Below are 12,182 nucleotides of genomic sequence, written 5' to 3' on the forward strand. Positions count from 1 at the left end.
AAAGCGCAGCCATTGGGATATGGTGTAATTGGCAACACATCGGTTTCTGGTACCGACATTCTAGGTTCGAGTCCTGGTATCCCAGCGCTTGCAAAAGCCGCCTTTCATTTGGCGTGTGAAGCAAACATCAAGTACTATTCTTGATGTTCGTTGAGCAATAAATGAATGTAACTAGGGCCCCATCGTATAGCGGCCTAGTACGCTGCCCTCTCACGGCGGTAACGCGGGTTCGAATCCCGCTGGGGTCACAAAATGAAGGTCGGGAAGCTGAAAAGCTTCCCGACCTTTTGTTTTCCCCTCCAACGCTCGCTCAGATCAGGGGCGTTTCGGCCCGACGCTCGCTCGGCCGTTGGCAAGCTGTGCCGGCCCTTGAATCGCCCAAACTCACAAATAGTGCGCTCCAATACCATTGACAGTTGCGTTGAACTGGCATGATGAAGCTGTGAACCCCTCCGAATCGAGTCCTTCAAGCGACAACGGCGCCGCTGCCTTGGTACAAGAGGCAGCCGTTGGATTGCTGGAGAATGTGCGCACGGAACTTGCTGCACTGGACCTTCCGCTTGCGCTGCCGGGTGTGGAAGCTGCCCGGTCACAGGCCGCGTCAGCGCTTGGCCAGCTGGACGATTACATCCTGCCCAGGTGGCGCAGCCTCGAAGCGCCCCTGCTGGCCGTGGTGGGCGGTTCCACGGGCGCCGGCAAGTCAACGCTCGTCAACGCCCTGGTGGGCCGCCCTGTGACGCGTTCCGGTGCCATCCGGCCCACCACCCGACAGCCCATCTTGTTGCACAACCCCCAGGATGCCCCGTGGTTCACTTCCACGCGGGTGCTGCCTACCTTGCATCGTGTCCAAGGTGAACTGGTCAAGGGCAATACGCCGGCTTCACGGGCTGGCGTGGCTCCCGACGCCAGCGCCATGACGTCCCTGGTGCTCGTGGCTGATACGGCTGTGCCCACCGGCATCGCCCTCCTTGACGCTCCTGACGTTGACTCCATCTCCGATGACAACCGCCAACTGGCAGGGCAGTTGCTCGCTGCCGCCGATCTGTGGCTATTTGTCACCACTGCCAATCGGTATGCAGACGCCGTGCCGTGGAAGCTCCTGCTGGATGCTGCCTCCCGCGACATCACCGTTGCGGTGATTCTGGACCGGGTCCCACAGGGTGCTGAGCAGGAGGTCGCCGCCGACCTGCAGGAGATGCTGACCCGTGAAGGATTGTCCGGGGCACAACTCTTTGTTATCCCCGAGATGCCCCTCGACGAGCTTGGCATGCTGCCCGTGGCAACAGTGGCGCCCATCAATGCATGGCTGGCCAATATCAGCCAAGACGCCGCCGGTCGGGCCGAGATTGTCCGCCGCACGCTCAATGGCACGGTCCGTTCGCTGTCCGGCAAGGTTGAGATGCTCTCCGAGGCGGTTCAAGCCCAGCACGACGCCGGAGAACAGCTGGCGCAGGACGTTCAGGCTGCCTTCGCCGACGCCGCAACGCGCATCACCAAGGCCACGAGCGATGGGACCCTGCTTCGAGGGGAGGTCTTGGCCCGGTGGCAGGATTTTGTGGGTACAGGGGAATTCTTCCGAGCCCTGGAAAGCGGCATTGGGCGCGTTAGGGACAGAATTGGTGCCTTCTTTAGAGGTCAACCGCCGCCCGCCGTCAAGGTGGAAGTGGCCATTGAAACTGGACTGCAAGCGGTGATTATTGACCAGGGCGGCCGTGCGTGCGAGGACGCTGATCAACGGTGGCGGGCAGATCCTGCCGGGCGCCAGCTCCTGGGCATGGACGATCTTTCCGCCGTCAGCCCTGAATTCCCGGCCGAGGTTGCTGCCGAGATTCGGGCCTGGCAGGGCGAGGTCATGGCGCTCATTCGTGCCGAAGGCGCAGCCAAGCGTTCCCAGGCCCGGTGGCTCTCCTTCGGGGTCAACGGTCTGGGCGTGATCTTGATGATTGTGGTCTTTTCCTTCACCGGGGGATTGACCGGGGCCGAGGTGGGGATCGCAGGCGGTACCGCCGTCGTAGGTCAAAAGTTATTGGAAGCCATCTTCGGTGAGGACGCCGTGCGCCGCCTGGCCCAGCAGGCGAAAACGGCCCTCGATGTCCGCTGCACCAGCCTGCTGGAAAGCCAACAGCGGCGCTTTTTGGACCGGGTGGGGTCCATGGGCGGAGGCACGCTGGTCCAGCGTCTGGACTCGCTCGCCGGGCAATTGGCCGATCTTGGCGGCAAGGAGCCACGCACATGAGCCGGTACCGTCAGGCACGCGCCGAATCGACCCTGGAGCGTCAGCTTGCCGCGCTCGACGACGCCCGCGAACTGGGTGAGGGGCGGCTCGACGACGCTGTGCTTGCCGAGGTTTACGGCGTGCTGGAGCGGGCAACATCCCGCCGGTCGCTCAGCGCCGATCACACAGTTGTTGGCTTCTTTGGTGCTACAGGAAGCGGTAAATCGTCCCTCTTCAACGCGGTTTCCGGATCTGACACGGCACGTGTGGCTGTCCGTCGTCCTACGACCAGCGAGCCGCTCGCCATGGTGTGGGGCCCTGCTGGCAGCGCACCGCTGTTGGACTGGCTTGAAGTTGCCGATCGCCGAGATGGCACACCCGTGCCAGGGCTGACGGACGACGGCGGCGGGCTGGTTCTGCTTGATCTGCCCGATTTCGATTCAATCCAGTTGAGCAACCGCCGCACGGTGGAACGCTTGGCGGGGCAGGTGGACGTCCTGGTGTGGGTTGTTGACCCTCAAAAGTACGCAGATGCGGCCGTTCACAACGATTTCATCCGCCCCTTTTCGACCCATGCGGCCGTGACGCTGGTGGTGTTGAACCAAGTGGACAAGCTCGCTCCCTCCGAAGTGAAGCCCGTCCTGGAATCCCTGGAGTCAATTCTGGACCGTGACGGGCTGGGCAATGTTGCCGTTTCCGGTGTTTCGGCCGTGACGGGCCAAGGTATCCCCGAGCTTAGGCGACGGATTGCCGCCGTCGTCAAGGCCAAGGCCGCTAAATCTGCTCGCTTGGCTGCCGATGTTTCCGTGGCCGCTCAACGTTTGGCGGAGGCCTCTGGCGAGGGTGAAGCGGCGGGCGTTCACCAGCAAGAGCGCAAGGCACTGGCGGCCGCCCTGGCCGGTGCCGTCCACGTTGAAACCGTTGTCTCTGCGGTTCGTTCCTCATACAGACTCGACGCTACAAAGCAGACTGGCTGGCCTGTGACGCGCTGGCTTTCTCGCTTCCGCAAGGATCCTTTGCGCCGCCTGAGCCTGCGCCGTGAGGGAACTGCGGAGGTCAACAGGACCTCCATGCCGCCTGCCGGTGCTGCAGAGCTGGCCCAAATTGACTCGTCTGTACGGGATTTTGCCGATGCGGCCAGCGACGGTTCCTCCGGTCCATGGCGGGCCTCCATCCGGGCGGCGGCACGCAACAATCGAGAACGGCTGCCGGACGCGCTCGATCAGGCCGTGTCCGGCACCGACCTGAAGGCCAACACCCGGGCATGGTGGTGGCCAGTATTTGCTGTGATCCAGTGGGTGGCGCTACTCGTGGCCGTGGGCGGGCTCCTGTGGCTCGGCGCGTTGGCCGCCCTGGGGTACTTCCAGATGCCCGTGCCCGAGGCACCCAAGGTGGAAGACTGGCCCGTCCCCACGCTCATGGTGATTGCCGGGGTGGTATTGGGAATTTTCCTTGCCATCACCAGCAAGTTCCTTGCCATGGCAGGAGCCGGAGGCCGCGCAGCTCAGGCCCGACGGCGTTTGCGCGAAAGCGTCACAGAGGTGGCCGAGGATCTGGTGGTGACTCCCGTGGAAGCTGAGATTGCTCAGCACCGTGCGTTCCAGGAAGCCCTCGAGGGAGCTCGCGCCCGCTAACAGCTGTGCTCTGAAGCTCGTTTCTAAGCCAAGGCGTCGCGACACTTGATAAGTGTGCGCAAGTTGCGGGTCGTCGTCGTACTTTTGTAGCGAGGGCGGGCCGAAAGCTTGCTGAAGGGGCTGTCCAAGGTGCCGCCGGCGGCGGCGGGCCACGCCAGGGCCTCCGGGCTGAGCCTGGCAAGTTCGACGCCGGCGATCTCGCTTCCGTGCCGGGCCAGCTCGTCGAGGACGGCGGGGTCGGAGGAGAGGGTGACATAGCTATGGGTGGAGGGGTTGTCGGCCGGCCAGGGGCAGGTGTCGATGATGGTTTCCAGCTGCGGCACGTCGAGGACAACAACCCAGGCCTCGTAGCCGAAAGTGTCGCGCAGCAAGGTTTCCACCATGGATTTGAGCTCCGTGGAGGAGGCCTTCGCCGTGCAGACCACATTGCCTGAGGCCAGGAGCGTTTTGATGCCTGTCAGGGGAAGCGTGGCAAGTGCTGTGCGAAGATCGGCCATCTTCAAATTGATGCCGCCGACGTTGATTCCACGAAGGAACACAGCGTATTTAGTCATGCGCAAACACTAACTGACCATGGCGCCGCACCGCTAGATTGTGCCATGAGGCGGACCTGCCGCTGGCCTGCGTTGGTTAACCAACTGCGGCGCGCCACTGGGCAAGTGGCGCGCCGATTGCTGCACATCAAGCGCAGCGTTATGAGGTCTTGCGCAACGCCTCGGTCAGGATGCGGGATGCGTTGCAGACGATCTCGGCATGCAGGCGTCCCGGCTGGCGGGTCAGGCGTTCGATGGGGCCGGAGATGGAGACGGCTGCGATTACGCGGCCTGAAGGGCCACGAACGGGGGCCGAAACCGAGGCCACGCCGGGCTCGCGTTCGCCCAGGGATTGGCCCCAACCACGACGCCGGACGCCAGCCAGCACGGTGGGTGTGAAGCGGGCGTTGTGCAAACCCTCAAGCAATCGCTCATGGTCCTCCCATGCCAGCAGCACTTGCGCCGCGGAACCGGCCTTCATGGTGAGCTGCGTTCCCACCGGGATGGTGTCGCGCAGGCCAATGGGCCGCTCGGCCGAAGCCACGCAAACACGCGAATCGCCCTGGCGGCGGAAGATTTGTGCACTCTCGCCGGTGGAGTCACGAAGTTGCAGCAAAACCGGTCCTGCTGCGGCAATGAGCCGGTCCTCGCCCGCGGCCGAAGCGAGCTCCACGAGGCGGCTGCCCAACACAAAACGCCCTTGCATGTCGCGGCTCACGAGCCTGTGATGTACCAAGGCCAGTGCCAACCTGTGCACGGTGGGCCGGGCCAAACCCGTGGCTGCAACAAGCTGAGCCAGAGTGGTGGGGCCGGCTTCCAGTGCATCAAGCACAAGAGCCGCTTTATCGATGACGCCAACGCCACTAGAATTGTCCATGTAATGATATTGACGTCTCAGCATGTGAGATGCAAATCGGCAGGCTGGCCTAGAACTTGGGCAGGCTGGTTCAGTAGTAGATATACAAACCACCGAGCAAGGGTTTCTGCGACAATCTTACGTCTGGAATCCACGCTCAACACATGAAGGGAGCTGGCCGTGACCGAGGCAACCACGCCCCAAGAACACGACTCAGCACAGGTGCCGACCGTTTCGACGACGACTCCGCGCAAGGCAGCGAAGACGCTGGCCGAAAAAGTATGGCGCGATCACGTTGTAAAGCAAGGCGAAGGTGACGGCGATGCTGCCCAGCCTGACCTCCTCTACATCGACCTTCACTTGATCCACGAGGTCACCTCACCCCAGGCTTTCGAGGGTCTTCGCCTGGCCGGCCGTCCGCTGCGCCGCCCGGACCTGACCATCGCCACCGAGGATCACAACACGCCCACTCTGGCCATCGACAAGCCGATTGCCGACCTCACGAGCCGCACCCAGATCCAGACTCTGCGCAACAACTGCGCAGAGTTCGGTGTCCGCCTGCATTCGCTGGGCGACGCCGAGCAGGGAATCGTCCACGTGGTGGGCCCGCAGCTGGGTCTGACACAGCCGGGCATGACAGTTGTTTGCGGTGACTCGCACACCTCTACCCACGGTGCAGTTGGCGCCCTCGCGTTTGGTATCGGTACCTCCGAGGTTGAACACGTCATGGCAACCCAGACGTTGCCCCTGAAGCCGTTCAAGACGATGGCCATCAACGTTGAAGGCACACTGCGCCCCGGCGTCACTTCCAAGGACATCATCCTTGCCGTCATCGCCAAGATCGGCACCGGCGGCGGTCAGGGCTACGTGCTCGAATACCGCGGCTCGGCCATTCGGGCGCTGTCCATGGACGCCCGCATGACCGTCTGCAACATGTCCATCGAAGCCGGCGCCCGTGCCGGCATGATCGGACCCGACGAAATCACCTTTGAGTACCTCAAGGGCCGCGCCCATGCCCCCGTTGGCGAAGACTGGGATGCGGCAGTTGAGTACTGGAAGTCCTTGAACACCGAGGTTGACGCCGAATTCGACGCCGAGGTTTTCCTTGATGCCAACACCCTGGATCCCTTCGTTACCTGGGGCACCAACCCGGGCCAGGGTGTGTCCCTAAGCGACAACGTCCCCAACCCGGAAGACTTCGGTGACGAGAACGCCAAGGCCGCAGCAGAGCGCGCACTGGCGTACATGGATCTTGTTGCAGGCACACCCATGAAGGACATTCGTGTTGACACGGTGTTCCTGGGCTCCTGCACCAACTCCCGCATCGAGGACCTGCGCGCAGCGGCGGACATCATCCGCGGCCGCGAAAAGGACCCGAACATTCGCATGCTGGTGGTTCCCGGCTCCGCCCGCGTCCGCCTGGAAGCCGAGGCTGAAGGCCTGGACAAGGTGTTCTTGGACTTTGGTGCAGAATGGCGCTTTGCCGGCTGCTCCATGTGCCTTGGCATGAACCCGGACCAGCTGGAACCGGGGGAGCGCTGCGCCTCCACATCCAACCGCAACTTCGAGGGGCGGCAGGGCAAGGGTGGCCGCACGCACCTCGTCTCTCCTGTTGTGGCAGCTGCTACAGCCGTTCGCGGAACCCTCAGCTCGCCGTCGGACTTGTCCCCGTTGACCGCCAACACCGTAGCGTAAGGAGCTAACATCATGGAAAAGTTCTCCACTCACACCGGCATCGGTGTCCCGCTGCGTCAGAGCAATGTTGACACGGACCAGATCATTCCGGCCGTTTACCTCAAGAGAATCACTCGCACCGGCTTCGAAGACGCACTGTTCTCGAGCTGGCGCAAGGATCCGGAATTCATCCTGAACCAGGAGCCTTACTCGGCCGGATCCGTACTGGTCGCCGGGGCCGACTTCGGTACCGGCTCCTCACGCGAGCACGCCGTCTGGGCGCTGAAGGACTACGGTTTCAAGGCTGTTCTGTCCTCACGATTTGCTGATATTTTCCGCGGCAACTCGGGCAAGCAGGGCCTCATTGCTGCCGAGGTGGCGCAGGATGACATCGAGCTGATCTGGAAGGTGCTCGAAAACGCTCCCGGCACACAGGTGACGGTTGACTTGATCGCGAAGATGGTCACAGCCGGCACTGTTGTGGCTCCGTTCCAGGTCGATGACTACACTCGGTGGCGTCTGCTGGAAGGCCTCGATGACATTGGCCTCACGCTGCGTGACGAGCCGGCCATCACGGCGTTCGAGGCTACGCGCCCGTCGTACAAGCCGTTGACTCTGCCTGTGAAGGTCTAAGCGCGATCCGCATCAAAACCGGCCCGCCCCTCATTTTGGGCGGGCCGGTTTTTGTCCGCTCAAGGGCTATTAATTGACAATCGCCTGCTATTTACAGGGCTCCGAACGTAACAGCTGCCCCCGCACAAGCTGGAGCCCACCAAGCACCCGTTCATTTCAGCATCTGTTGCTAAGAAACTATGCTTGACTGAGGCCGCCGTGCTTTGCGGATGCTGTAACTGAGGTATGGGTGACAATGAGCAGAATTCTGACAGTTCGAGGTGGTGTTCCGCTCAAGGGACGAGTCCAGGTACGCGGAGCCAAGAACTTGGTTCCCAAGGCCATGGTGGCTGCATTGCTGGGCAATTCCCCGTCAACGCTGCGCAATGTCCCGGAAATCAAGGACGTTGAAGTAGTGACCTCGTTGCTGCAGATTCACGGAATCACGGTGGAGAAGGATTCCGTGACCGGAGACCTCACCATGGATCCCGCCAACGCCAAGAAGGCCTCAAGCTCTGAAATCAACACCCACGCCGGTGACTCCCGCATCCCGATTCTGCTCTGCGGTCCGCTGATCCATTCCATTGGCCACGCCTTTATTCCAGACCTCGGTGGATGCAAAATTGGTGATCGTCCCATCGATTACCACCTTGACGTTTTGCGCAAATTTGGCGCAGTAGTGGACAAAACCGGCGGCGGCATTCTCATCAGCGCACCCACGGGCCTGAAGGGCACCAAGATTACCCTGCCGTACCCCAGCGTCGGGGCAACCGAGCAGGTGCTTCTCTCGGCCACACGTGCCGAGGGCATCACTGAACTGTCCGGTGCCGCAACCGAACCGGAAATCATTGACCTGATCGCCATCTTGCAAAAGATGGGCGCCATCATCTCTGTGCAGACGGACCGGACCATCCGCATTGAAGGCGTCAACGAGTTGACCGGCTACGATCACACGGCGCTTCCTGATCGCAATGAATCAGCCTCCTGGGCTTCCGCGGCCCTCGTGACCGGCGGCGACATTTACGTTGACGGCGCCAGCCAGCGCGACATGATGACGTTCGTGAACACGTTCCGCAAGATCGGCGGAGGCATGGACATTCACGATGACGGCATCCGCTTCTTCCACAAGGGCGGGGCGCTGAAGCCCCTGGTCCTGGAAACGGATGTTCACCCCGGCTTTATGACCGATTGGCAGCAGCCGCTCGTCGTGGCCCTGACACAGGCCGAGGGCGTCTCGATCGTTCACGAAACAGTGTACGAAAACCGATTTGGCTTCACCAAGGCGTTGACCAGAATGGGCGCTAATATTCAGCTTCACCGCGAATGCCTGGGCAGCATCCCGTGCCGTTTTGGCCAGCGCAACTTCACACACTCCGCGGTCATCTCCGGCTCCACCCCGCTCAAGGGCGCCAAGATCAACGTTCCGGACCTGCGCGGCGGCTTTAGCCACATGATCGCAGCCCTGGCGGCTGAAGGCACCTCAACGGTCACCGGCATCGACGTGATCAGCCGCGGGTACGAGCGCTTCACCTCCAAGCTCGAAGGGCTTGGCGCCGACTTTGACGTCCACGATTCCACAAAGTTTGTAGGCTAGGACCCATGAGCCCTGATCAGCCTGGTAAGGCAACGTCCAAGCGACCCTTCAAGCCGCAGGGAATGAGCCTAAAGACCAGGTGGTTCTTCGCGCTGCTGGCGGGTGCGGCACGGCCTCTGATGAACGTGCTCCTGGGCAAGGAATGGATTGGCCTTGACCGGCTGCCGCGAGATGAGGGTTTCATTGTTGTCCCCAACCACTGCACCGAGATTGATCCGGTGGTGGTTGGCCACATGCTGTACAACCAGAACGTGATGCCGCACTTTTTGGCCAAAGACGGGCTGTTCCGGGCACCGCTTCTGGGTGCTGCGTTGCGCGGTGCAAACCAGATCCCGGTCGAGCGGAGTGGCGCTGGCGCCGGTAAATCGCTCGTGGCAGCGCAGGCAGTGCTCGACGGCGGCGGCGCGGTGGTTATCTACCCCGAAGGAACGCTCACCCGGGACCCGGACCTCTGGCCCATGAAGGGGCGCACCGGTGCTGCCCGGCTCGCCTTGGGTACGGGCGCCAAGGTGATTCCCGTTGTTCACTGGGGCGCACAGGAAGTCTTCCCGCGCTATGCAAAAGGCTTTAAGGTCTTCCCTCGCAAAAAGGTGAAGGTGGTGGTGGGCGACCCCATCGACTTGAGCGCCTTTGCCGGGAGGGCGCCTGACAAGGAAACGCTTGAACAGGTCACCGAGGTCATCATGGCCGAACTCACAGCCATGCTGGCCGATCTCCGTGGCGAACCGGCCCCGGCCGAGCGCTGGAACCCTGCCGCTCATCAGCAGTCCGCCCATGGCCGTTTCGTGGAGCGCGGCGCCAAGGGCGAAGCTCAGGACAAGATTAACAACGACGCCGGAACAACAGAAAAAGAGGACCTCACGTGAGCTACGTGGATGGCAAAGCACCGGCCAAGGTTGCGGTCTTGGGCGCCGGCAGCTGGGGAACCACGTTCGCCAAGATCCTCGGTGACGCAGCGGCCGGAACGGACCGCAAGATCGTCTTGTGGGGCCGTCGCCAGGAAGTTGTTGACCAGATCAATGACCACCACCGCAACCCGCGCTACCTCTCAACGATTGAGCTGCCGAGCAACATCTCCGCCTCCATTGACGTCTTGGAAGTCCTCAAAGACGCCGAACTTGTGGTTCTGGCGGTCCCGGCTCAGACGCTGCGCGAGCAGCTGCGGAGCCTGGCCGGGCACCTGGCCAAGGACGCCGTCGTCATTAGTTTGATGAAGGGACTTGAGCTGGGGACAGACCAGCGCATGTCTCAGGTGATCGAGGCCGAACTTGGTTTGGGCCCCGAGCGCGTCGTAGTGATTTCCGGGCCCAACCTGGCCATGGAAATTGCCCGTCAGGAACCCACGGCCTCCGTGGTGGCCTGCGCGGATGAAAATACGGCCAAATGGGTCGCGAAGATCTGCAAGCCCAAGTATTTCCGCCCGTACACTGTCGATGACGTGGTGGGCGTGGAGATCGGCGGGATCGTGAAGAACGTGATTGCGCTGTGCGTGGGCATCTGCGAGGGCCAGAAGGTTGGCGACAACACCAAGGCTTCCGTCATCACCCGCGGTCTGGCCGAAACCACGCGCCTGGCGCTGGCGCTGGGCGGCAAGGCTGAGACAATGGCCGGGCTTGCCGGGCTGGGCGACCTCGTGGCCACGTGCTCGTCCTCGCTGAGCCGCAACCACACTGCCGGGCGCATGCTGGGCGAGGGGCTCACGCTCGATGAGGTCAACAACCGCATGACTCAGACGGCGGAGGGCATTAAATCCGGCCGGGCCGTGTCGGATCTCGCCGCGAAGATGGGCGTCGATATGCCCATCACCAACGCTGTTGTGGGCGTCCTTGAAGGTAAACTGACTGTCGATGATCTGGGTCCGCTGCTGCTGGCCCGCCAACTTAAATCTGAAGGCGACTAACGCGTGACTACCGATTCCCCTGCCACCACTGCGCCCATTCGCGTTGCCATCTTGTTCGGCGGCCGCTCCAGCGAGCACGCCGTCAGCTGTGTGACCGCGGCCGGAGTGCTGGGCGCAATTGACCGGACCAAGTACGACGTTGTCCCGATCGGTATCGCGAAAAACGGCCAGTGGGTTTTAGCAGGCGATGAGATCGAAGGCTGGTCCCTGAAGTCTGGTGCTCTGCCGGAGGTGATCGCGGGGGATCAGACCGTTTCCTTGGCTCACCTTGGTGGCGGGCACCAGCTGGTGGTTTCCGAGGCTTCCGCGGTACCGCAAGAATTGGGTTCCGTTGACGTGGTGTTCCCGCTGCTGCACGGGCCGTGGGGTGAGGATGGCACGCTGCAGGGGTTGTTGGAGCTCAGCGATACCCGTTATGTGGGCGCCGGAGTCTTGGCGTCGGCCATCGGCATGGACAAGCACTACATGAAGGTGGTCTTCGAGGCCGCCGGGCTGACCGTGGGACCGTATGTTGCAGTTACGGACCGTGAATGGACCGTGGACCCGGACAAGGTCCGCGGCCGTGTGGCGGCGCTGGGCTTCCCCGTATTCGTGAAGCCGGCCCGCGCGGGATCATCCATGGGCATTTCCAAGGTGGATTCCTTGGGCGAACTGGACGCCGCGATTGCCGAGGCCCGCGAGCACGATCTCAAGCTGGTCATCGAGGCCGGCATTGTGGGTCGCGAGATTGAGATCGCCGTGCTCGAAGGCCGCGGAAGCGACGCCCCGCGCGTCTCACTGCCGGGTGAAATCGCCATGGTGGACAACGAACATGCGTTCTACGATTTTGAGGCCAAGTACGTTCAGGGCAACGCCGTGAACCTCAGCTGCCCGGCAGATATGCCCGAGGCTGACATTGTCCGCGTCCGGGAGCAAGCAGCCCAGGCATTCGACGCCGTCGGTGCCGAGGGCCTGTCCCGCGTGGACTTCTTCTACACCGAAGCCGGTGAGCTGATCATTAACGAGATCAACACCATGCCTGGCTTCACGCCCAGCTCCATGTACCCGCAGATGTGGCAAGCTACAGGCTTGGGCTACCCGGAACTGATCGACGAACTTCTGCAATTGGCGCTAAACCGCAAGGTCGGTCTGCGCTAGCCCCACCCCAACGCGGCATCAGCAAAT

At 62.3% G+C, this 12,182-nt stretch carries 10 protein-coding genes and 2 tRNA genes; 10 read left to right on the forward strand and 2 right to left on the reverse strand.

The annotated features are described in order from the left end of the window. Positions 1 to 13: 13 nt before the first annotated feature. From BLV41_RS02220 to BLV41_RS02235, 4 genes are all read left to right on the forward strand, one after another. A tRNA-Gln gene (locus tag BLV41_RS02220) sits at positions 14 to 85 on the forward strand. Positions 86 to 175: 90 nt separating this feature from the next. Beyond that, positions 176 to 248, forward strand: a tRNA-Glu gene (locus BLV41_RS02225). 194 nt (positions 249 to 442) lie between these two features. Then, the gene (locus tag BLV41_RS02230) at positions 443 to 2,236 is read left to right on the forward strand and encodes a dynamin family protein (RefSeq protein ID WP_083360897.1); all 1,794 of its coding nucleotides are present in this window, start codon (positions 443 to 445) and stop codon (positions 2,234 to 2,236) included. Then, a complete protein-coding gene (locus BLV41_RS02235) occupies positions 2,233 to 3,849 on the forward strand; it encodes a GTPase (protein ID WP_074710185.1) in 1,617 nt (538 codons plus the stop codon). Before BLV41_RS02230 ends, BLV41_RS02235 begins: the two co-directional genes overlap by 4 nt. Positions 3,850 to 3,872: 23 nt before the next feature. Here the strand turns inward: BLV41_RS02235 and BLV41_RS02240 are convergent, their stop codons facing one another. Continuing rightward, on the reverse strand, positions 3,873 to 4,403 hold the full coding sequence (locus BLV41_RS02240) for a DUF1697 domain-containing protein (protein ID WP_074710188.1): 531 nt from the start codon (positions 4,401 to 4,403) through the stop codon (positions 3,873 to 3,875). Positions 4,404 to 4,542: 139 nt separating this feature from the next. Continuing rightward, positions 4,543 to 5,259 carry an IclR family transcriptional regulator gene (locus BLV41_RS02245; RefSeq protein WP_044579418.1) on the reverse strand — a complete coding sequence of 239 codons (717 nt, stop codon included), beginning with the start codon at positions 5,257 to 5,259 and terminating at the stop codon, positions 4,543 to 4,545. A 201-nt stretch (positions 5,260 to 5,460) separates the two neighbouring features. On the opposite strand from BLV41_RS02245, the gene leuC reads away from it, so the two are divergent. The 6 genes from leuC to BLV41_RS02275 all read left to right on the forward strand — a co-directional run bounded on the left by leuC (position 5,461) and on the right by BLV41_RS02275 (position 12,155). Beyond that, positions 5,461 to 6,933: a 3-isopropylmalate dehydratase large subunit gene (leuC, locus tag BLV41_RS02250; protein WP_074713052.1), complete on the forward strand. Its 1,473-nt coding sequence runs from the start codon at positions 5,461 to 5,463 to the stop codon at positions 6,931 to 6,933. Positions 6,934 to 6,945: 12 nt separating this feature from the next. Beyond that, positions 6,946 to 7,545, forward strand: coding sequence for a 3-isopropylmalate dehydratase small subunit (gene leuD / locus BLV41_RS02255; protein ID WP_074710191.1), 600 nt, complete (start codon positions 6,946 to 6,948; stop codon positions 7,543 to 7,545). A gap of 235 nt (positions 7,546 to 7,780) precedes the next feature. Further along, on the forward strand, positions 7,781 to 9,118 hold the full coding sequence (gene murA, locus BLV41_RS02260; RefSeq protein ID WP_074710194.1) for a UDP-N-acetylglucosamine 1-carboxyvinyltransferase: 1,338 nt from the start codon (positions 7,781 to 7,783) through the stop codon (positions 9,116 to 9,118). Positions 9,119 to 9,123: 5 nt separating this feature from the next. Next, the gene (locus BLV41_RS02265; protein ID WP_244516703.1) at positions 9,124 to 9,984 is read left to right on the forward strand and encodes a lysophospholipid acyltransferase family protein; all 861 of its coding nucleotides are present in this window, start codon (positions 9,124 to 9,126) and stop codon (positions 9,982 to 9,984) included. Further along, positions 9,981 to 11,018, forward strand: a complete 1,038-nt coding sequence (locus BLV41_RS02270; RefSeq protein WP_044579411.1) for an NAD(P)H-dependent glycerol-3-phosphate dehydrogenase — start codon at positions 9,981 to 9,983, stop codon at positions 11,016 to 11,018. The genes BLV41_RS02265 and BLV41_RS02270 overlap by 4 nt, the downstream gene beginning before the upstream one ends. Positions 11,019 to 11,021: 3 nt before the next feature. Next, the gene (locus BLV41_RS02275; RefSeq protein WP_074710197.1) at positions 11,022 to 12,155 is read left to right on the forward strand and encodes a D-alanine--D-alanine ligase family protein; all 1,134 of its coding nucleotides are present in this window, start codon (positions 11,022 to 11,024) and stop codon (positions 12,153 to 12,155) included. Positions 12,156 to 12,182: the final 27 nt, after the last annotated feature.

The sequence above is a fragment of the Arthrobacter alpinus genome, from assembly GCF_900105965.1.
Classification (GTDB): domain Bacteria; phylum Actinomycetota; class Actinomycetes; order Actinomycetales; family Micrococcaceae; genus Specibacter; species Specibacter alpinus.

Excerpts from the sequence above, each read along its gene's own strand:
- BLV41_RS02235 (WP_074710185.1), top strand. The coding sequence starts at position 2,233 with ATGAGCCGGTACCGTCAGGCACGCGCCGAATCGACCCTGGAGCGTCAG.
- BLV41_RS02240 (WP_074710188.1), bottom strand. The coding sequence starts at position 4,403 with ATGACTAAATACGCTGTGTTCCTTCGTGGAATCAACGTCGGCGGCATC.
- BLV41_RS02245 (WP_044579418.1), bottom strand. The coding sequence starts at position 5,259 with ATGGACAATTCTAGTGGCGTTGGCGTCATCGATAAAGCGGCTCTTGTG.
- leuD (WP_074710191.1), top strand. The coding sequence starts at position 6,946 with ATGGAAAAGTTCTCCACTCACACCGGCATCGGTGTCCCGCTGCGTCAG.
- murA (WP_074710194.1), top strand. The coding sequence starts at position 7,781 with ATGAGCAGAATTCTGACAGTTCGAGGTGGTGTTCCGCTCAAGGGACGA.
- BLV41_RS02265 (WP_244516703.1), top strand. The coding sequence starts at position 9,124 with ATGAGCCCTGATCAGCCTGGTAAGGCAACGTCCAAGCGACCCTTCAAG.